The sequence below is a fragment of the Acinetobacter sp. YH12117 genome, assembly GCF_013418865.1.
Lineage (GTDB): Bacteria > Pseudomonadota > Gammaproteobacteria > Pseudomonadales > Moraxellaceae > Acinetobacter > Acinetobacter indicus.
On sequence record NZ_VPBF01000011.1, the window covers coordinates 1 to 21,858 of the forward strand.

Here is a 21,858-nt window from a genome sequence, read left to right on the forward strand (position 1 = left end):
TCCCGAACTCAGAAGTGAAACCTCTTAGCGCTGATGGTAGTGTGGGGTTACCCATGTGAGAGTAAGTCATCGCCAGCTCATTAATTCAAAATCCCCCTAGCTTAAACAGCAGGGGGATTTTTTTATGGGCGTAATTTCTAGTTTCTACATCTACGACTTGGATAGTATTTTTCTGGCTTTATGACACAATTTTTACATTTATTTGCAAATTTGTGTGGTAGAAGTTGTCATTTAAGCCTGTCTTAAAAATTGCAATGATGAAGCTTTTATTTCACTGTTTTGTAATATAAAAATTTTAAAAAATAGAATAAGTTTCCACTAATTATAAGATTTATAACTAAATTTTCTGCTCTGAAATTGAGCTTTATTGCTAAATCAAATCTGATTTTTAAGAAAAATTTATCATTTAGACCTTTTATCCATAGACAAAAAATGAATAATCATTCATTTTATAGACAAAAGTGAATGATTGTTCATTTTTTCATATTAAGAATAAAATCTCACAATTGGAGGTGAGGATTAATGACAGCAACAACAATGAATGTGAATGCTGTAGTGGACAAGGCGAAGTTCAAACCTTTTCATTTAAACGTCGTACTCTGGTGTTTATTTGTAGTCATCTTTGACGGTTATGACCTGGCGATTAATGGCGTAGCCCTACCACTACTGATGCAAGAATGGAATATGACTGCTGTGCAAGCAGGCATGTTGGCCAGTACTGCCCTGGCCGGAATGATGTTCGGTGCCATGTTTTTTGGCATGCTGGCCGATAAGATTGGCCGTAAAAATGTCATTTTAATTTGTGTGACCTTATTTAGCGGTTTTACCTTCTGGGGCGGTTTCGCATCTAACCCGACTGAATTCGGAATTTTGCGCTTTATTGCCGGTTTAGGAATTGGCGGAGTATTACCGAATCTGGTGGCCTTAACCTCTGAATATGCACCACAAAAACTGCGCAGTACCTTGGTGACCACCATGTTTAGTGGGTATGCGGTCGGCGGTATTATGGCTGCGTTACTGGGTGCCTGGTTAACTCCAAGTTTTGGCTGGGAAGTGATGTTCTATATCGCGGGTATTCCACTGTTACTGTTACCGATCTTGTGGAAGTTTTTACCTGAATCATTGACCTTTTTAGTGAAAAAACAGCAGGATGAAAAAGCGCGCCAGATTATCCAGAAAATCACGCCAGAAGAAAAAGTCAGTGCGCAGACTCAACTGGTCTTAAATGAAGTACAGGTGCCGGATGCCTCTATTGCCGCCTTATTTAAGCAAAACCGTGGCATGAGTACCTTATTGTTCTGGTGCTGCTTCTTTATGTGTTTATTGATGGTCTATGCACTGGGCAGCTGGTTACCAAAACTAATGATGGCCGCTGGTTACTCGCTGGGTAGCAGCCTGATGTTCCTGATGTCGATGAATATTGGCGCAGTAATTGGCACCATTGGCGGCGGGATTCTGGCAGACCGTTTCCATTTAAAACCGGTGATTATTGGCATGTTCCTGATGGGGGCTGTGGCGCTGGTTGGATTAGGCTTTAACTCGCCACAACCGGTGATTTACCTACTGGTGGCGCTGGCTGGGGCTTCCGCAATTGGCAGTAGTATTCTGCTATACAGCTTTGTGGCGCAGTATTATCCACTAGCGGTACGTTCAACCGGGATTGGTTGTGCCTCTGCGGTTGGTCGCGTGGGTGCAATTGTCGGCCCGATTATTATTGGGCTGCTATTGGGTATGGAATTACCGCATAAACTGAATTTCTTGGCGGTGGCGATTCCAGCGGTGATTGGTGCAATTGCAGTTGCCCTGATTCGCATCCAGAAAGCCTCTGAGCCGGTTACTGAAACGCCACCGGTGGTGTCTAAGGCCAGTCGCTCTTATAGCTAAACCGATGTAATTCATCTAAACCAACAAAAAGCCTCAGTAGAGGCTTTTTGTTTAAAGGTATAAAGATAATTTGCCTGGCTTAGAAGTGTGCTTCCAGCCCGAGATAAGGACCTTTAAAATCCAGCTGGAGATTACGCTCATCACCTTCGTTCAGTTCCACATCTAAAATGCGGTAACCGGCCTTCAGCCCGACATCGACCAGTAAATTATCAATAAAATTATATTTCAGTTCTGCCTGTGCATCGCTAATGACAGTATCATCAAACTTGGCATAGCTGGCTTCGGCTTTGGCACTTAAACCGGTAAAAGGCAGTTTCACCCCGGCTTCGGCATACAGCATTGGCAAGGTTTCACTGACCTGTTCCACTTCGGTTAAATTCTGCTGCACGGTACCGTCCAGCACCTTGGCACCCACACCAATATCGGCACTGACAATATTGTCCAGAATTTCGTAATAGACAATGAAGTCGGAATAATCGAGGTCGATCCGCTCCATTTTTTCATTCAGAACTTCGCGTTCTGATTCTGCCTCAAGTGTGCTGTGCTTGATTTTGACATTCGGTAATAACGGTACTGGATGTTCAACCGCTAAGGCAAAAGACAAACTGGAGTCATCTTTCATCTCGGGTTGGCCCAAGGCACTCGATAAGTCACTGTTATAATGCCAGTAATCGACGCTACCTTTAACACCAATAATATCGGCCTGTGCGGCGCTAAAACAGTCAAGACCGAGGATGAAACACAATGCTGGACGTGTACGCATAAAAATCCCTGTAGAGCTTGTATATTCTCAGAATAAATTTATTGTGGAGGATGGAACCGGGAAACATCTCGGCGCATCATATCGGGAATTGGTATAAATTGCATTGACGCATCATGCAAAAAATAGAGGACCTGCACATGGCTACGCACACTGATCATCCGCACGATTATCCTTTATATCTGGCTGGACAGCCGCATGTGACCGGCCAGTGGCTAGAGGTCGAAGATAAGTATCTGCAGCGCTGTTATGCACGTGTGGCGCTGGCCGATGCAGAGACGCTAGAGCAGGCGATTCAGGCCGCAGTCCAGGCGGAAGCGGCGATGGCGGCGTTAAAACCGTTTCAGAAACAGAAAATCCTGCTGCATTGTGTGCAGCGTTTTCAGGAATGCCGGGCCGAGCTCACCGAACTGCTGATTATTGAAGGCGGTAAACCGAAAAGGGCTGCCGCTGCTGAAGTAGAGCGCTTAATCAATACCTTCCAACTGGCTGCGGATGCAGTAACCCAGATGGATCAGGGCCGGATGATGCCATTGGCGGTGACTGCTGCGGCTTGCAGTTATCAGGGCATCAGCAAACAGGTACCGATTGGCGCAGTGTCGCTGATCAGTCCATTTAATTTTCCTCTGAATTTAACTGCCCATAAAATTGCACCCGCGATTGCTGCCGGCTGTCCCTTTGTTTTAAAACCGGCCAGCCTAACCCCGATTTCTGCCTTAAAAATTGCCGAGATTCTGGCAGAAACCGATTTACCGGCTGGTGCCTTTTCGGTATTGCCCTGTCCGCGTGAGCAGGCCGATGTGCTGGTCACCGATGACCGCTTTAAACTGCTGAGCTTTACCGGTTCTGATGTGGTGGGCTGGGATATGAAAGCGCGTGCCGGACGTAAAAAGGTCACGCTGGAGCTGGGCGGCAATGCTGCCGTGATGATTGAGGCCGATACCGAGGTCAATGATGCGCTGGTTGACCGGTTAATTGGCGGTGCCTATAACCATGCCGGACAGGTGTGTATTAGTGTGCAGCGTATTCTGGTGCATCGCGCGATTTACACACAGCTTAAAGATAAACTGGTCAGCCGTTTGCAGTCATTACGGGCAGCTGATCCGCGTCTGGACAGCGCTTTGGTTGGGCCGATGATTAAAGAGAACGAAGCCGTGCGCCTGAAAAAATGGCTGGATCAGGCCGTAGCAGAAGGCGCGACGGTACTGGTGGGCGGCGAACAGCAGGGGGTGATGTTCGAGCCGACACTACTGGAGCAGGTTTCGCCAACATCGGAAATTTACCAGAATGAAGCTTTTGGTCCGGTGGCTATTCTGGAGCCGTATGAACAGTTTGAGCAGGGCATTGAACGGATTAACCAGAGCCGCTTTGGTTTGCAGGCCGGGGTCTATACTCAGAATCTGCAGCAGATGCTGTATGCCTGGGACCAGCTGCATGTTGGCGGGGTGATTATTAACGATATTCCATCATTCCGGGTCGATAACATGCCGTATGGCGGGGTCAAGGATTCGGGTCTGGGCCGCGAGGGAATTCAATCGGCAATTCGTGATATGCAGGAAGAGCGTTTGCTGGTGATCCATCAACAGGGTTGATCGCTGGGAGATGCATCAAGGGCAATATTGAACTTGATGCATCCTCATCTATGGATCACGGCAATCTATTGATGAAATACAGTATCCGAAGAAAGCAGTGCGGGTAGGTGATAGGCATTTTATATCATCGGGTATAAATGACCGTTTAAAGGATGGCAATTGAGTTTTCAGTTTTACTTCATAATATATTCCAAAAAGTTTGGTAATTCATAACCAAAATTGTACAATAAATAAGCTGATTAATTGAGCGGTTGAATCAGGATAGATTATAAAAACCCAAGATTTGGAGCAGAAATTACAGAATAATTTTTTAAAAGTGAGTATTGTTGAACCATATAAAAGGGAGTCTTCACGATGCACTTTAAGCAAGTTTTCGTCATCCACTCCCTGTTTGTCATTTAGAAACCAGTACCCAAAAGGTCAAGGCTAAATCAAACACTCAAGATTAATATTGCATGGTGCTTTTTTGCTTGCGAGAAAACCACATAAAAAGCAGTGAAAAAAGCATCTAGGTTTAGGTGTTTTATGTCAGGAAATCGTGAAAACTGGTCCGCGCGATCAGGCTTTATTATTGCAGCGATTGGTTCAGCTGTAGGCTTGGGGAATATTTGGCGTTTTCCCTATGTGGCTTACGAAAATGGTGGTGGTGCCTTCCTGGTGCCGTATCTGGTGGCAATTTTTGCTGCTGGTTTGCCGTTATTATATTTAGATTACGCGGTCGGACATAAGTTCCGTAAAGCGCCGCCACTGGCGTATAAAAAGCTCATGAACAGCGAGTCCTTGGGCTGGTGGCAGGTGATGGTGACCTTGGTCATCGGGATTTACTATGCCAGCGTTCTGTCCTGGGCTGGTAGTTATATGTACTACGCGATTGGCCAGAAATGGGGGGCAGACACCCAGGCCTTCTTCTTTAATTCCTATTTGCAAAATGGCGAAGGGCTGGCCTTGGGCTTTGTACCGACCTTATTCTTCGGTCTGGTGATTGTCTGGGCGGTGGTGATGTTCATTCTCTACGGTGGTGTACGTCGTGGTGTGGAACTGGCCAATAAAATCTTTATGCCGTTACTGGTGGTACTGTTCACGATTCTGGTGATTCAGGCGATCCGTTTACCGGGTGCAACCGCAGGTTTAAATGCCTTCTTTACCCCGAACTGGGAAGCGATGGGCAACTATAAAGTCTGGCTGGCCGCATTTGGTCATATCTTCTTCTCGCTGTCTGTCGGCTTCGGGATCATGCTGACCTATGCTTCATATTTAAAGCGTAAAACCAATATGACCGGTTCCGGTGCGGTGGTTGCGCTGGCCAACTCATCTTTTGAAATTCTGGCCGGTATCGGGGTATTTGCGGCTTTGGGCTTTATGGCGTTCAGCTCAGGCTCAACCGTGGAGGAAGTGGTATCTGGCGGTATTGGTCTGGCTTTTATTGCCTTCCCGAAAATTATTTCCAGCATGGGCGCAGGCGGCGACTTATTTGGCTTCCTGTTTTTTGCCTCGTTGACCGTTGCCGGGATTACTTCCATGGTCAGTATTCTGGAAGTGCCGATTTCAGCTTTCCAGGACAAGTTAGGCTGGTCACGTAAAAAATCGGTCAGCATTATTGCCGGTGGTTCTGCCATTGTTTCGACCCTGATTTTCTCGACCCATAGTGCGATTACCTTTGTCGACATCATTGACTACTTTGCCAATAATATTGGTATTGTTGGCGGTGGTTTACTGTCGATTATTCTGGTGTCGTGGTTCCGTCGTCCGTTATTGTCGCAGTTACAGGCGCATATCAACCAGTACTCTAGTATTAAACTGGGTGCCGGCTGGAACTTCCTGTTAACCGTTGTGACTCCATTATCATTACTGGTGGCTTTAGGCCTAACCATCAAGTCGATTGTTGCAGAAGGTTATGGCGGTTATCCGGCTGAAATCTTATGGTTGGTGGGTGGCGGTACGCTGGCCCTGTTTATTGTGGGTGCCATTGTACTGAGCTGTCTGAAAGACAAAGTCCCGGAAGAGGAGAACTAAGATGAATACTGAAGCAATTATCATGATGATCATCTCGACTGTCCTGCTCTGGGGCGGTTTAATCTTGGCCATGATTCATCTGAGCAAACATCCAGATGAACCGGAGGATTAAGTCTGTGGTACAGGTTTGTGCAGACTAAACCGCTGTAGCATAAAAAAAGGAACCACCTGAGGGTTCCTTTTTTTATCGTCTAGATTTTTTCAATTCGGCAATAATAGAAGCCATCGCCGCGTCCGGCTTCCGGTAACAGCTGGCGACCATACTGCTGTTCGACGCCATAGTCTGTGGCAATTTTAATTTCTTTGGCATCGGCATGCTGGGCAAAGAACTGCTGCATCTGCTGCTCATTTTCTGCTTTTAAAATGGAACAGGTGATATACAGCAAGGTGCCGCCGACTTTTAGCTGGGACCACATCTGTTCCAGAATCTGCTGCTGCAGCTCGACAGTTTGCTGAATGTCAGCGGACTGGCGTAACAGGCGAATATCCGGATGACGGCGCATCACCCCAATGGCAGAGCAGGGTGCATCCAGCACAATACAATCGACCGGTTCGGTTGCGGTCCAGCGCGTAGCATCTGCCGCCAGAATTTCGACCTGCTGCGTATCGGTCAGTTGCAGGCGCTCCAGATTTTCCGTGACCCGTAGCAGGCGTTTCGGGTCCTGATCCAGTGCCACCAAAGTGGCCGGACTAAATTTTTCCAGAATATGTGCGGTTTTTCCGCCCGGGGCTGCACAGGCATCAATCACCACTTTGCCATTTAAATCTGGCAGTAACTGCGCACAAAGCTGGGCATGTTCATCCTGTACCGAGAACCAGCCGGCATCAAAGCCCGGCAGCTCCGGAATCTGCACCGCCTGCTCCAGAATAATTGCCACATCGGAACGTTCACCTGGACGAGCCTGAATACCGGCACCCAACAGTTTATTCAGATAGGCTTCACGGCTGATCTTGCGCTGATTGACCCTTAAAGTCAGTGGCGCTGTCTGTTTCAGGTCCTGGGTCAGCTGCTCCAGCTGTTCCGGCCAGTCTTTTTTCAGACGTTTAAACAGCCAGCTAGGTAAACCATGCGCCGCTTGCAGGGCCTGCTCAAAGACCGATGTTTCACGTGAAACACGTCGCAGGATGGCATTGACCACACCACTGAGTGCCTGAAAGCCCAGCTGCTTGGTGGCAGTCACGGTTTCTGAAATGGCTGCATGGTCGGCAATACGGGTACATAAAATCTGATATAGCCCGACATAGAGACAGGTTTCGACGGTTTCATTGTTCAGCGGTTTGACCAGCAAAGGCAGGGTAATGCTTTTCAGACCATACCATTGACGTAAGGTGCCCAAGACCAGTTCGTGATACAGCGCCCGGTCACGCTCGGCGACCTTGGTCAGATGCAGCGGTAAAATACTGGCCAGAGATTGGCCCTGCTGGACGGCCAATAAAGTACGAATCACTTGGGCGCGTAAGTTCAGATGTGACTGACCGGATGGATGTTGATTCATGCCAGCACCTGCCCAATACTTAATTTCTGGGTTTGTGCAATCTGGACCGGATTCAGCGCTTTACCACCCGGCCATTGCAGGCTGGTCAGACAGATGGCTTTGCCATCGCCACAGGCCACATGCACGCCCTGTTTATCTAGTGCCAGAATGGTCCCCGCCGACTGGCCATTGACCGCTTCATTCGACAGCACAGATCCCCAGACCCGTAAATTACTTTGCTCATCCAGCGGAATAAACGCCACCGGCCACGGGTTAAAGGCGCGAATATTGCGGTCAATTGTCACAGCATCCTGAGACCAGTCAATTTTCGCTTCGGCTTTAGACAGCTTGTGGGCATATACGGTTAAAGCTTCATCCTGTACTTCGCGCTGTTCCAGATACTGTTGTAAAGTCTGCTCCGAAGCCAGTACCGCCACAATTGCCTCTGCACCTTGAATGGCCAACTTATCATGCAGGCTGGCAGAAGTATCTTCGGCTGTAATCGGGCACAGGGTTTTATACATCATATCGCCGGTATCCAGCCCGGCCGCCATCTTCATAATGGTCACGCCGGTTTCAGCATCGCCGGTGGCAATGGCGCGTTGAATTGGCGCCGCTCCTCGCCAGCGTGGCAGCAGCGAACCATGAATATTCAGGCAGCCATATTTGGGTGTATCCAGCACCACTTGTGGCAAAATCAGGCCATAGGCCGCCACCACCATTACATCGGCATTCAGGGCTTTTAGTTCTGCCTGCGCAGCCAGACCTTCTTCTGTGGATGATTTAAAATGTAACGGTTGATACACCGGAAGATCATGCGCCAGCGCCAGTTGTTTTACGGCAGAGGCCGTAAGTTTTTGTCCGCGGCCTGCTTTGCGGTCAGGTTGAGTATAGACCGCCACAATTTCATGCTCGGTTTTTAATAAGGCATCGAGCGCTACAGCTGCAAATTCTGGTGTTCCCGCAAAGATAATTTTCACACATGAGATTCCATATAAACTTGCCCCACATTATATGCGAAAAGCCTTTTTAAGCCTAAATTGTCATGTAAATAGAGGTTGCATCTTCATGAGGTCGGCTGGGTGTTGTTCTTTGCAAACAAAATTTTATTTAAAAAATTAATATCAATAAATTTTGTTTATATAAAAGGTAAAAATTATTCATGAAAATGCTGGAGCTAATGCTTTATGATCAAATCATATCGGCTCCGTAGGCGAGTCTCCCCAGTTTTCATCAGTTGAAAGATCGCAGAATAAAAGGTTCAAAAGACCCGATCACCCAGCACGCTGACAGATTGAGCTGTAGTATGATGTGACGAAATTTCAACTGATAACCTGAAGATCAGTACATTTTAGCCAGAGATGGGGATTCACCCTCTCAAGCACAACTCGTTGGAAATACACATGCCTGACTATCGTTCAAAAACATCGACACACGGAAGAAATATGGCGGGCGCACGTGGCTTATGGCGTGCGACCGGGATGAAAGATGAAGATTTTGGCAAGCCGATTATTGCGGTGGTCAACTCTTTTACCCAGTTTGTACCGGGTCACGTGCATTTAAAAGACCTTGGTCAGCTGGTGGCACGTCAAATTGAAGCGTCAGGTGGTGTAGCCAAAGAATTCAATACCATTGCAGTCGATGACGGCATCGCCATGGGTCATGACGGCATGCTGTATTCCTTGCCATCACGTGACCTGATTGCCGACTCGGTCGAATATATGGTCAGCGCACACTGTGCTGATGCCATGGTTTGTATTTCAAACTGTGACAAAATCACCCCGGGCATGTTAATGGCCGCCATGCGTCTGAATATTCCGGTGGTGTTCGTGTCGGGCGGTCCAATGGAAGCGGGTAAAGTCAAAATCCGTGGCAATGAAAAAGCCATCGACCTGATTGATGCCATGATTGTCGCTGCAGATGACAACTTTACCGATGAAGAAGTGGCAGAATACGAACGTTCCGCCTGTCCAACCTGTGGTTCATGTTCAGGCATGTTCACTGCCAACTCAATGAACTGCTTGACCGAAGCGCTCGGTTTATCTCTTCCAGGTAACGGTTCTACACTGGCCACGCATGCTAACCGTAAAAAACTGTTCGAACGTGCTGGTTCTTTAATTGTGGAACTGGCCAAACGTCACTATGAACAGGATGATTACAGCGTTCTGCCACGTTCAATTGCCACCAAAGCCTCGTATGAAAATGCCATGACGCTGGACATTGCCATGGGCGGTTCAACCAATACTGTATTGCACCTGTTGGCTGCGGCCAATGAAGCCGGTGTTGATTTCACCATGGATGACATCGACCGTTTATCGCGTAAAGTGCCGGTCTTGTGTAAAGTGGCTCCGGCAAAAAATGATGTACATATGGAAGATGTCCACCGTGCCGGCGGGATCATGGGTATTCTAGGCGAGCTGGATCGTGCCGGTTTGCTGGATACTTCTGTACCGACCGTACATGAAGCCACTTTAAAAGATGCCTTAGATAAATGGGACATCATCCGTACTGAAAATGAAGAGGTGTACACCTTCTTCAAATCGGCGCCAGGTGGCGTTCCGACCCAGACTGCATTCTCACAGGACCGTTATTATTCACGCCTTGATGGCGACCGTGAAAATGGCGTGATCCGTAATGCTGAACATGCCTTCTCTAAAGATGGTGGTCTGGCCGTGCTGTACGGCAACATCGCGCTGGATGGCTGTATCGTAAAAACTGCGGGTGTAGATGAATCCATCCTGAAATTTAATGGTACAGCTCGCGTATTTGAAAGCCAGGATGCCGCAGTAGAGGCGATTCTGGGTGGTAAAATCAGCGCCGGTGATGTGGTGGTGATTCGTTACGAAGGTCCACGTGGTGGTCCGGGGATGCAGGAAATGCTGTACCCAACCAGCTACCTGAAATCTAAAGGTCTGGGCAAAGACTGTGCCTTGCTAACCGATGGCCGTTTCTCGGGCGGTTCATCTGGCCTGTCGATTGGTCACGTCTCTCCGGAAGCGGCAGAAGGTGGCGCGATTGGTCTGGTCGAAGATGGCGATCGCATTGAAATTGATATTCCAAACCGTAGCATTCACCTGGCGGTTGATGATGCAACCATGGCAGCGCGCCGTGAAGCACAGGAAGCCAAAGGCTGGCAGCCCGCTGAAGAACGTCCGCGCAAGATTTCTAAAGCGCTGAAAGCCTATGCCATGCACACCACCAGTGCGGCCAAAGGCGCGGTACGTGAAATCTAAGCGCTAAGTTTTTAGAGCTAAAAAAGCACTCCTGATGGGGTGCTTTTTTATGTGAGAAGCTAAGTTTGAAATGGATCGCTTCAGCACGACACCGTCTTAAAAAGAAGGATTTGATGACGGTTAATCATCTTCGGTTCGACCTATCTTGTGAAATACATTGCTCATTGGGCAAAAGGAGGTAAAACCATTTTCATCTGCAAAACTCGTTCAGTACCCGCAGGTTTCACTGATATCGCAAAACCATTTAATATGAATTGTAGTCCTGCCTCGGACCGTTGCAGATGACTTGGGTATAGATCAAATGTTCGAGAAACCGCTGAAAGCTATATTGTACGGATTTAATTCTATACAATAATCGTAGAATAAATTGCCAAACACTGCGACTTCAATCCAGTGATCGCCAAGGAAGAAACCAATGAGTAAAGATAATATCCGCGAACATTCCGCCCCGGTCTATGAGGGCATTGAAAATGCACCGGCACGTTCCATGATGCGCGCCACCGGCTTTCAGGATGAGGATTTTACGCGTCCTTTTATCGGGATTGCCTCAACCTGGGCCAATGTCACGCCGTGTAATATGCATATTGATGGGCTGGCGCGTGAAGCCGAAGCCGGGGTCAATGCCGCTGGCGGTAAGGGGATTATCTTTAATACCATCACCATTTCTGACGGGATTTCAAACGGCACCGAGGGCATGAAATATTCGCTGCTGACCCGCGAAATTATTGCCGATTCGATTGAAGCCGTGGTTGGCTGTCAGGCCTATGATGGGGTGATTGCCATTGGCGGCTGCGATAAAAATATGCCAGGCTGTATTATGGGGCTGGCGCGCCTCAACCGTCCGGGGCTGTTTGTCTATGGCGGCACCATCAAGCCGGGCGCAGGCCATACCGACATGATTTCGGTATTTGAAGCGGTCGGGCAGCATGCCAAGGGCGAAATTAATGAAATTCAGGTCAAACAGATTGAAGAAGTGGCTTTGCCGGGACCGGGTTCCTGTGGCGGCATGTACACCGCCAACTCGATGGCCTCGGCGATTGAAGCCTTGGGCATGAGTTTACCGGGTTCATCGGCGCAGGAAGCGGTGTCTGAGGACAAGAAAATTGACTGTCAGCGTGCTGGTGAAGCGGTAATGAACCTGCTGCGTCTGGACATTAAACCGCGCGACATTATGACCAAAGCCGCGTTTGAAAATGCCATTAAAGTGCTGATTGCCCTGGGCGGTTCCACCAATGGCGTGCTGCATTTACTGGCGATGGCGCATACGGCCGGGGTCGAGCTGAGTCTGGATGATTTTGTCCGCATTGGTCAGGATATTCCGGTGGTGGCCGATGTACGTCCATCCGGTCAATACCTGATGTCTGAACTGATTGCGATTGGCGGGATTCAGCCGCTGATGAAACGGATGCTGGATGCCGGCATGCTCGATGGTTCCTGCCTGACCGTGACCGGTAAAACACTGGCCGAAAACCTGGCGGATGTTGAAGACTATCCGGAAGGCCAGCAGATTATCCTGCCATTTGATGCGCCGGTGAAAAAAGATTCACATCTGGTGATTTTAAAAGGCAACCTGTCGCCAACCGGTGCGGTGGCAAAAATTACCGGTAAAGAAGGGCTGTATTTTGAAGGCCCGGCACGGGTGTTTGAAGGCGAAATTGGTGCTATGCGCGGTATTCTTGACGGTCAGGTGCAGCCGGGCGAAGTGGTGGTAATTCGCGGTGTTGGTCCAAAAGGCGGACCGGGCATGCCTGAAATGCTAAAACCGACTTCGGCGATTATTGGTAAAGGCCTGGGCGATGCTGTGGCCCTGATTACCGATGGCCGTTTCTCTGGCGGCAGTCATGGCTTTGTGATTGGCCATGTGACCCCGGAAGCCTATGAAGGTGGGCCAATTGGTTTGGTGAAAAATGGCGATAAAATCTCCATCAATGCCGAAACCCGTGAAATGACCTGGCATGTGTCTGAACAGGAAATTGCCGCGCGTCAGGCGGCCTGGGTCAAGCCAAAACCAAATTATACGCATGGTGCACTGGCCAAATTTGCCCGACTGACCTCAGGGGCAGAGACCGGCGCCGTGACCGATTTAAATTTGGATGTGTAATTGATCATTTAAGATCAAATTGTTATAAACCGGTGTAGTATCTTTTATTCCGCCGTTTAATCCTTTAGAGGCTCAGCTCATGTCACTGTTACGCCGTTGGTTTGATCCAATCCGATCGAGTTGGTTTTATCAAAAACCGTCTCGTCAAGCGGTGTTACCGATTGAGCAGGGCCTCAGTATTCATCTGCGTTTAGATGATGTGTATAGCTATCTGGCAGTGCAGGAACTGCCACAGCTTGAAGAAATTCTCTCCGATGCCTTAAAGCCGTTAAAGGTAATTATTTCCAGTGGCAGTGCAGAGCCGCCGAACCAGATGTCGGCGCTGGAATGGCAGAACTATTGCCTGAATGATGCACAGATCCTGTCCAAGCAGCATCGTTTCAGTTTTCATGACACCCCGGAACAGCCGACCCCGGAAGCCTTGGCGCAAGCTGAAACCATCTTGCGGCATACGCCTTTGCGTGGTCAGGATTTTCTGTATTTGCTGGAAGATGTATTCCATATGCTCTGGCAAAAACAGTATGGCAAATTGCGCACCCTGTATGCCATGGCCAGTCGCCATCATCAGGAACAGCATTTTCCGGAACGGATTTTTAATCAGGATGCCATCCTTGCCAGCTATTTCGAGTTTGGTGGCCGCCAGTATCATGCGGTAGATGATTTGTTGCGCCTGACCCGGCGCCTAAAACAGCAGAAGCTGCTGACCGGTAATCCGATTTTCCTGATTAATCATATTGAATGGCGTGAGCATTTAATTAATGATGCCGAAGCCTTAAATGAAATTCAGCGTATGGACCCGGAGCTGGATTTATATATCGCGCTGGAAGATCCGATTTCCTGGCTGCTGCTGGCCTATATTCAGGAAGAGCTGGCCAATTATTATAATATTCATTTGAATGTCTATCCGCTCAGTTATCAGGGCCGTGACCTGTTTGACTGGAGTCTGGCCACCCGTTTATCCAAACGCACCGAAGTCGCCTTTACCCCGTTTTGCCGGCCGACCCAAGATGCCACCTATCAGATGGCGCGACTGTTTTATAGCGTGCCGGAAGAACAGCGTATGCAGGCCATTCACCGAATTTTGCAGGCGGTGTGGACCCAGGGCAAAGACCTGTCTTTTAAAGCCCATTTCGAGCAGTTACGCCGTGAGTTGAATATTGTTGAACTGAGCAGTGCCGATATTGAACAGTATCTGAAAGACAATGACATGCTCTGTGAAATGAAGTCCCAGCCGAATTTACCGGTGCTGGAGCTGCGGGTTGATGGGCAAAGTTATGTGTTTAATAGCCTTTATCGCGTCTGGATGATTGAAAGTATTTTCAGTAATGTGTTAGAAGAAAAGTACAAAAGTGAAAACGAAGCTGAAAATGACATCTTACAACATGAAAAAAGAGAAAGTTGAGTCGCTGGAACAGGCTCGCGCACAGATTGATGTGATTGATAGTGCTTTGGTGGAGCTGATTGCAGCGCGTCAATATTATGTTGATCAGACCACCCGTTTTAAAAAATCAGAAACCGATATGCAGACCCCGGAACGCCAGGCCCAGATTCTGGAGCGTTTGCGTAGCCAGGCCACCAGTTTAGGACTTGATGCCCAGCTAATTGAACAGCTGTACCAGACCATGTTCCAGCACTTTATTCAGCGTGAACTGAAACAGTTTAGACCTTAAAACCGATAACAATTAAAAACGCGCTGGCACTCTGTTTTCATCACAGCAGGCCGGGATAATGTTCCTGATTCCGGCGGCGCGGATTATTTTTGTTCGTCTTTAATCTTTAGCCAGAACCGTAGACATCAGCACTCGGCAGGTGAGATGAATCTGGGAGGTTATTTCGCTTCAAGATCAAGGTTGGTTGAAAAACAAGCGAATCATCTAACTTTAATTTAAAAATAAACCGATGGCGGTATTTTGCGTAAAGCTAGAGCCCGGCAGGCTTTGCGCGCGTCTATAGTTTTTTGGTAAACTAAATATATTGATTTTATTACATATTTTAACACGATAGATTTGACTTAATTGAAAATGTATATATATTGTATATACATCTTTTTGTTAAAGCGTCTTTATTTTGGAGTGAAGCAATGAGCGAGCAAATCAAAAAAATAAAGACAGGCAAAAAAGATGGACAACTTTTAATTCGTATTAATAGTGCTGAACGCGATGAATTTATTCATTTGTGTGAAGAACTGGATACTAGTGCTGCTCGTGAATTAAGAAAATTTATTCGTAGCTTTGTGAAACAGCACAAGCGCGAATAGCCTTACTAGGGAGTAATACCATGGCGAAGCAAGTTAAATCGTTAAAGCAAAAAATCAAAGCACGTTTGAAAAAGATTTCAAAACATCAGGGCAAATTGAAACAGCTGCAAAAAGCCCTGAAAAAGCAAAAATAATTTAATTTTGCCTTGAAACCTGACTGCTAGCGTTTAGGTTTCAGATAAAAAACCGAAGCCGGTACTGATCATACCGGCTTCGGTTTTTTTGTATATTAGTCAGGGCAGTTATGCTTTTTCTGATTTTTCGCCCAGGCTAAAGAACAGGTTCAGTAACAGTGCGGCAAAGGTTGCCGTCCCAATACCACCCAGGTTAAAGCTGCCAAATTGCAGGGCAAAGTCACCAGTACCTAAAATAATGGTCACTGCCGCCACCATCAGGTTTTTGTTTTTCGAGAAGTCGACTTTGTTTTCAATCCAGATTTTCGCTCCAGCAATGGTAATCAGACCAAACACCACAATTGAGGCACCGGTTAAAATCGCGCTTGGAATGGTATGAATAATGGCACCAAACTTAGGCGATAAACCAAGGAAAATGGCAAACACACCGGCAACCGCAAAAATAATGGTCGAGTAGACACGCGTCACTGCCATCACGCCAATATTTTCACCATAGGTGGTCATGCCTGGCGCACCGACACCACCGGCTAAAGTGGTGGCTACACCATCGGCAACAAAGGCTTTACCAATATGCGGGTCCAGGTTTTCACCGGTCATGGCACTCACGGCTTTAATATGGCCCAGGTTTTCTGCCACCAGAATCAGCGCCACCGGGGCAATGATCAGCATGGCATTAACTTCAAATTCCGGACCATGGAAGGTTGGCAGGCCAAACCATGCCGCCTGCTGGATTGGGGCAAAGTTAATTGGCGTGCCATAACCCATGACATTACTGACAATAAAGTAAACCAGATAGGCCAGCAGCAGACCCACCAGGAGCAACAGGCGCTGTAACAGTCCTTTGGTAAATACTGCAATTGAACCCATACATAGGACAGTCACCAGCGCCATCCACATATTAAATGGATTACCGGCTACGCCTTTGACCGTGACCGGCGCCAGGTTCAGACCAATGATCATTACCACTGCACCAGTGACCACAGGTGGCATTAATTTTTCAATCCAGCGCGTGCCGGTGGCCATGACCAGAAAGCCGAGCAGGGCATATAAAATACCGCAGGCAATAATCCCGCCGGCTGCCACCGCAATATTCGGGTTGGGTCCGCCCGTGCCGGATGCGGCATAACCGGTCGCAGCAATTACCACTCCAATAAAGGCAAAGCTGGAACCTAAATAACTAGGAACGCGACCACCGGTCATAATAAAGAACAGGATGGTACAGATCCCGGACATCAGAATGGCCAGGTTCGGGTCAAAGCCCATCAGGAAAGGCGCAAGTACCGTCGCACCAAACATGGCAAACGCGTGCTGAACCCCCAGAACCACAGTTTGCGCAGGTGGAAGATACTCATTGGTACCTACAGGACGTGCATCGATACTGCCTTGATACGGGCGCCATTTGGGAAACCAATTGGACATATTTTGAGCACTCTAAAGACAAATTGTGCCAATCATACTCCTGTTTTTTAAAAGATTTAATCGGAGATACAAAATTTTTGTTCAAATTAATTCTATGACTTTGCTTTGTTTTTTACCGCAGGGTAAAAATTTTTCACTATAAAAATAGTATGAAATCAGTAGATTAATTCATCGACTCTGGCTGGAGGGAATATATAAATAATAATTATTTTATTCATAAAAAAAGAAATGACAGATTTATGACTGCTTAAAAATACAGCACATGCAGAACATGTGCTGTATGTTTTTGCCAATTTGACTTAGCCGGTGTTGCGTAATCCGGCGGCAATACCGGCAATGGTGACCATTAAGGCATGATCTACCGGACTATGCTCGGCCTGCTGGCTGTTGAGATACTGGCGGCGGCGTTTCATCAGTTCGGCCTGCAGCAGATGTAGCGGCAGCAAATATGGTTTACGCACTTTCATCGACTGATCCAGTACATCATTACTGCTGAGTAGCTGTGACTCACCTTTCAGCGCCAGCAAGGTCTGGACTGCATCTTTCAGGCGTTGACGCAGCTCGGCACCCAGCGCTTTCAGTTCTTCATCTTCAGTCAGATGCGCCTCATAGTAGAGCGCAATATGCCCATCGGCCTTGGACAGAACCATCTCCAGCATATCCACCAAGGTCTGAAAATACGGCCATTCGCGCAGCATTTCTTCCAGCAGCGCCTGCTGGTCCTGGGCAATCACCTGGTTAATGGCCGCACCGGTGCCCAGCCAGGCTGGTAGCATCAGGCGAATCTGGGTCCAGGCAAATACCCAGGGAATGGCGCGTAGCGATTCAATGCCGCCGCTGACTTTACGCTTGGCCGGACGTGAACCAAGCGGCAGCATTTGCAGCTCCAGTTCCGGGGTCACGGTACGCAGGTATTTCACAAAATGCGGATTTTCCCGCACGGTCTGGCGATAGACCTGCACCGACAGGTCAGTCATGCTGTGCATTAACTGGCGCCATTCCTGTTTAGGAACCGGCGGTGGCAGCAAGGTCGCCTCCAGTGTCGCAGCGGTATAGATTTCCAGATTCTGTAAGGCAATTTCTTCCAGACCAAACTTGAAGCGGATCATTTCGCCCTGTTCGGTAACGCGAATCGCGCCGGAAATGGAACCTGGTGGTTGCGAGAACAGGGCCTGCTGGGTCGGTGCCCCGCCACGGCTGATAGAACCGCCACGGCCGTGGAACAGAGTCAGCTGAACCCCGTGCTGCTGTGCCACAGCGGTCAGTTCTTCCTGGGCACGATACTGGGCCCAGTTGGCCGACATAAAGCCGGCATCTTTGGCCGAGTCGGAGTAGCCAATCATCACCTCATGTTTGCCCTGAATATGCTGCTTGTACCAGTGCATGCCAAACAGGGTGTGCATGGTATTGGCTGCGCCGTCCAGATCTTTCAGGGTTTCAAACAGCGGCACCACGCGTAGCGGCGTTTGAATACCGGCTTCTTTTTGCAGCAATAACACCGCCAGCACATCACTTGGATATTCGGCCATGGAAATAATATAGGCACCCAGCGATTCTGATGGCTGTTCGGCCAGAGTCCGCATGGTGGCAAACACTTCCTGCACATCCGGATGTTCAATCAGGCTCTGTTTCGGTTCCTGCAGGTATTTAGGCAACAGCGGACGTTTGCTTTGCAGTTCCTGTAGCAGGAAATTCTGCCGCGCCTGTTCGGTCCAGGTTTCAAAATTGCCCAGACCAAGATATTCGGTAATTGCCGAAATGGCCTGACGATGCCGGCCAGATTCCTGACGGATATCCAGCTTGAGCAGTTCAATTCCGAAACAGTTGACCCGGCGAATGAAATCCAGCAGCTTGCCATTGGCAATTTCTGGCATGTTGCAGGCCATTAACGAGCGGTGACATAACAATAACGGGGTCAGCAGTTCCTGTTTGCTTTTAATCACCTGGCTGTCATCAGCATCCAGTCCTTGCAGCTTTTGCGCCAGCCAGTCACGGGTGGCCGTTAAACGCTGGCGCGTCTCACGTAAATATTCACGATACGGTTCAGGATGCGGCGTACCAATGGCAGCCAGCAGCTCCGGACTGCATTGCTGGATCGACAGTTCCCAGCGCAAATCTTCAATATCGCGCAGGTACAAATCGGCGGCTTTCCAGCGCGAGAGCCACAGCACTTCCTGGGTCACCTGATGGGTCACATTCGGGTTGCCATCGCGGTCACCGCCCATCCAGGAGGCAAAGCGCAGCGGTGCAATTTCCAGCGGCAGCTGCTGGCCACACTGGGCCTGCACCATGCTGTCCAGTTCCCGGATAAATTTAGGCACTGCATTCCACAGTGTCTGTTCAATGGTGGTAAAACCCCATTTGGCTTCATCAATCGGGGTCGGGCGATGCTGACGAATTTCATCGGTCTGCCAGGCCGAGCTGATTAATTGTTTCAGTTCTTCCAGTACGGCCTGACGTTCACGCGGGGTCAGTTTCTGCTGGTCAAAAGCCGACAGGCAGGCATTGATGCCATCATATTTCTGAATGAGGGTGCGGCGGCTAACTTCGGTCGGATGCGCGGTTAAGACCAGTTCAATATTCAGTTCACAAATTTGCTGGAACAAGGTCTCGGCAGAAATATCGTGCTGCTGGAATTTCTGAAACAGATGATCGAGTGGATTCGGGGAGGGCGCGCTATCATCAAATTCGCTCTGGCGGCGGCTACGCACCACATGATACTGCTCGGCAATATTGGCAAAATTTAAAAAGTGGGTAAAGGCACGGGTCAGCGGCAGAATTTCTTCATCTTCCAGACTGGACAGCAGTTGTTCGAGTTGTTTTTCTGCTTCAATCTGGCCATCACGGGCGCCTTTGGCCAGCGCACGAATCTGTTCGACCTGATTAAACAAATCTTGTCCGGCGTGCTGTTTCAGGGTATCGCCCAGTAAATTTCCCAGCAGACGCACATCTTCGCGTAATGGAGCAGCAATTTGTTGAATCATTTTTTTCCCTCTCCAGAGTTCCTGTTTTGACTATACCCGGAATTCGTGACAATCCAAGCCAAGATAAGGCGAAAGTCGGATAATTTTTATCCGGAAGCGCTGCAAAAAAGCCGGTTTTGTTCAAGGCTTAGGCAGCCAGTCACTCGGAGATGGCTTGCAGGAACAGCTGGATACTGGACTGGATCAGCTGCTGCTGTTCATCGGCGGCCGGAATCGGACGGATGCCGAGCAAAATTTCATGATGGCGCTGACCGAGTAACAACGACAACATCAACTGGATTAACTGTTCTAGCGGCATCTGCTGGATAAAACCTAAATCAATGGCCTGCTGGAAAAAGTGCTGCCAGACTTGGTTCAGCTTTTGATGCGAGGCCTGATAAAACTGCTGTAACAGCGGACTTTGCTGTGAGGCCAAATCGAGCAGCAGATATTCCAGCTTGATGGCTTCGGGTAAATAGACAATTTCCAGGGACAGCGCACACAGCTGCGCCAGCGCCTGCTGGAAATTGCTGTCGGCACTGAGCTGCGGCGGACGCGCCATAATCAGGGCTTCACAGGTATCTTCAATGGCACAGGTAAACAAGGTGGCCTTGTCCTGAAAATGATTATAGACCGTCAGTTTGGTCACGCCGGCATCACGGGCAATTTCATTCATGCTCGAACCATGATAGCCCTGCTTTAAAAACAAGGATTTAGCCGATTCCAGAATGCGCTGGCGTTTTTCGAGATCTTTGGGACGTCCGACGTTCATTTGCTGAAAATATCCTAAATAAAATAAAAACAGTCATTGTATTTTGCTGTTTCTTGCAATTAATGTACTCATCGGTATATTAATTAAAAATTGATCATTTTTAATATATTGCTATTTTGCCTGAAAAACATCTGACAAATAAGAGTCAACCGCATGAGCACGATTAACACGGTAGTTCTCAGCCTGATCCTGGTGTGTAGCACCCTGGTCGGTTGCAGCAAGGACAGCGCCAGTACTGAACAGAATATTCCCTATGTGATGGTGGCCCAGCCCACCTCCAGTCATCAGGCACAAAAAAGCTATGCTGGTGAGGTGCAGGCGCGTCAGCAGACCGCGTTGGCCTTTCGGGTCGGTGGTCAGGTGGTGGAACGCTATGTTGATGTTGGCGATCAGGTCAAGGTCGGGCAGGTGCTGGCACGTTTAGATGTTAAAGATGCCCAGTTACAGCTGAATGCAGCGCGCGCCCAGCTCGACAGTGCCCAGTCGGCCGCCAAAATTGCCCAAGATGAATTGCAACGTTTTCAGCAGCTGTTGCCAATGAATGCGGTTAGCCGCTCGCAATACGATGCCATCGACAATCAGTACAAATCTGCCGTGGCGGTGCTGAAACAGGCGCAGTCCAATTATGCGGTGGCGCAGAACCAGACCGTATATAACCGGCTGGTGGCCAATAAAAACGGGGTGATTACCGCACGCAATATTGAAGTGGGGCAGGTGGTGGCAGCCGGTCAGGCAGCCTATCAGCTGGCAATTTCCGGTGAACGTGAAGTGGTGATTGGCGTGCCGGAGCAGGCCATGAGCCAGATTAAAGTCGGTCAGCCGGCCACAGTCACCTTGTGGTCACAGCCGGATCAGCGCTTTGAAGCCTATGTGCGGGAGATTTCACCGGCAGCTGACCAGTCACGTACTTTTAGTGTCAAGGTGGCGCTGCGTGCTGCCAATCCGGCCATCCAGCTGGGACAAAGTGCGCGGGTGTTTTTAAATGGCAATGCACAGCAGCAGCTGACCGTACCGCTGTCCAGCGTCTCGGCCAATGGCCAGCAGGCCTATGTCCTGGTGGTGGGTGCCAATCATCAACTACGTAAAGTAGATGTGCAGCTGGGCGCTTATGGCCGTGACAGCGTACCGGTACTTAGCGGGCTGAAGCCAACGGACTATGTGGTGGTGGGTGGGGTACATCTGCTGCGCGACCAGCAAAAAATTCATCCGATTGACCGGGAAAACCGTGCCGTCAAGCTTCAGGCAGGGGGTTAAG

Annotated in this window: 16 protein-coding genes; 10 read left to right on the forward strand and 6 right to left on the reverse strand. The window is 48.8% G+C overall.

The window, feature by feature from the left end; translation table 11 throughout:
• Positions 1-522 precede the first annotated feature (522 nt).
• Positions 523-1,884: an aromatic acid/H+ symport family MFS transporter gene (locus tag FTU55_RS05785; RefSeq protein ID WP_180046451.1), complete on the forward strand. Its 1,362-nt coding sequence runs from the start codon at positions 523-525 to the stop codon at positions 1,882-1,884.
• Positions 1,885-1,963: 79 nt separating this feature from the next.
• Here FTU55_RS05785 and FTU55_RS05790 read toward each other — a convergent pair whose 3' ends face one another.
• Entirely contained in the window at positions 1,964-2,647 is a 684-nt protein-coding gene (locus tag FTU55_RS05790; protein ID WP_180046453.1) for a TIGR04219 family outer membrane beta-barrel protein, read from the reverse strand.
• A gap of 137 nt (positions 2,648-2,784) precedes the next feature.
• Between FTU55_RS05790 and FTU55_RS05795 the strand changes: the two genes are divergently transcribed.
• The 3 genes from FTU55_RS05795 to FTU55_RS05805 all read left to right on the forward strand — a co-directional run bounded on the left by FTU55_RS05795 (position 2,785) and on the right by FTU55_RS05805 (position 6,361).
• Positions 2,785-4,236 (forward strand): aldehyde dehydrogenase family protein, encoded by a 1,452-nt coding sequence (locus FTU55_RS05795; RefSeq protein ID WP_160243664.1) that lies wholly within the window; start codon positions 2,785-2,787, stop codon positions 4,234-4,236.
• A 525-nt stretch (positions 4,237-4,761) separates the two neighbouring features.
• A complete protein-coding gene (locus FTU55_RS05800) occupies positions 4,762-6,249 on the forward strand; it encodes a sodium-dependent transporter (protein WP_075174678.1) in 1,488 nt (495 codons plus the stop codon).
• 1 nt (position 6,250) lies between these two features.
• Positions 6,251-6,361, forward strand: a complete 111-nt coding sequence (locus tag FTU55_RS05805) for a methionine/alanine import family NSS transporter small subunit (protein WP_005181164.1) — start codon at positions 6,251-6,253, stop codon at positions 6,359-6,361.
• Between the two features lie 79 nt (positions 6,362-6,440).
• Here the strand turns inward: FTU55_RS05805 and rsmB are convergent, their stop codons facing one another.
• On the reverse strand, positions 6,441-7,745 hold the full coding sequence (gene rsmB, locus FTU55_RS05810) for a 16S rRNA (cytosine(967)-C(5))-methyltransferase RsmB (protein WP_180046455.1): 1,305 nt from the start codon (positions 7,743-7,745) through the stop codon (positions 6,441-6,443).
• Positions 7,742-8,704 carry a methionyl-tRNA formyltransferase gene (gene fmt / locus FTU55_RS05815; RefSeq protein ID WP_016658903.1) on the reverse strand — a complete coding sequence of 321 codons (963 nt, stop codon included), beginning with the start codon at positions 8,702-8,704 and terminating at the stop codon, positions 7,742-7,744. Before fmt ends, rsmB begins: the two co-directional genes overlap by 4 nt.
• 423 nt (positions 8,705-9,127) lie before the next feature.
• On the opposite strand from fmt, the gene ilvD (FTU55_RS05820) reads away from it, so the two are divergent.
• The 5 genes from ilvD (FTU55_RS05820) to FTU55_RS05840 all read left to right on the forward strand — a co-directional run bounded on the left by ilvD (FTU55_RS05820) (position 9,128) and on the right by FTU55_RS05840 (position 15,315).
• Positions 9,128-10,957, forward strand: a complete 1,830-nt coding sequence (gene ilvD / locus FTU55_RS05820; protein ID WP_075174681.1) for a dihydroxy-acid dehydratase — start codon at positions 9,128-9,130, stop codon at positions 10,955-10,957.
• 415 nt (positions 10,958-11,372) lie between these two features.
• Positions 11,373-13,058 (forward strand): dihydroxy-acid dehydratase, encoded by a 1,686-nt coding sequence (gene ilvD / locus FTU55_RS05825; protein WP_005181175.1) that lies wholly within the window; start codon positions 11,373-11,375, stop codon positions 13,056-13,058.
• Positions 13,059-13,137: 79 nt separating this feature from the next.
• Entirely contained in the window at positions 13,138-14,460 is a 1,323-nt protein-coding gene (locus tag FTU55_RS05830; RefSeq protein WP_104505695.1) for a hypothetical protein, read from the forward strand.
• Complete coding sequence (locus tag FTU55_RS05835; RefSeq protein ID WP_075167674.1) at positions 14,441-14,728, forward strand: chorismate mutase; 288 nt, start codon at positions 14,441-14,443, stop codon at positions 14,726-14,728. The genes FTU55_RS05830 and FTU55_RS05835 overlap by 20 nt, the downstream gene beginning before the upstream one ends.
• A gap of 410 nt (positions 14,729-15,138) precedes the next feature.
• Positions 15,139-15,315, forward strand: a complete 177-nt coding sequence (locus FTU55_RS05840; RefSeq protein WP_005181183.1) for a hypothetical protein — start codon at positions 15,139-15,141, stop codon at positions 15,313-15,315.
• A gap of 242 nt (positions 15,316-15,557) precedes the next feature.
• Here FTU55_RS05840 and FTU55_RS05845 read toward each other — a convergent pair whose 3' ends face one another.
• The 3 genes from FTU55_RS05845 to FTU55_RS05855 form a co-directional block, all read right to left on the reverse strand.
• The gene (locus tag FTU55_RS05845) at positions 15,558-16,868 is read right to left on the reverse strand and encodes a solute carrier family 23 protein (RefSeq protein ID WP_075174685.1); all 1,311 of its coding nucleotides are present in this window, start codon (positions 16,866-16,868) and stop codon (positions 15,558-15,560) included.
• Positions 16,869-17,167: 299 nt separating this feature from the next.
• On the reverse strand, positions 17,168-19,852 hold the full coding sequence (gene ppc, locus FTU55_RS05850; RefSeq protein WP_104472326.1) for a phosphoenolpyruvate carboxylase: 2,685 nt from the start codon (positions 19,850-19,852) through the stop codon (positions 17,168-17,170).
• Between the two features lie 139 nt (positions 19,853-19,991).
• Positions 19,992-20,603, reverse strand: coding sequence for a TetR/AcrR family transcriptional regulator (locus FTU55_RS05855; protein WP_104473566.1), 612 nt, complete (start codon positions 20,601-20,603; stop codon positions 19,992-19,994).
• A 153-nt stretch (positions 20,604-20,756) separates the two neighbouring features.
• Between FTU55_RS05855 and FTU55_RS05860 the strand changes: the two genes are divergently transcribed.
• Positions 20,757-21,857, forward strand: a complete 1,101-nt coding sequence (locus FTU55_RS05860; RefSeq protein WP_180046457.1) for an efflux RND transporter periplasmic adaptor subunit — start codon at positions 20,757-20,759, stop codon at positions 21,855-21,857.
• Position 21,858 lies beyond the last annotated feature (1 nt).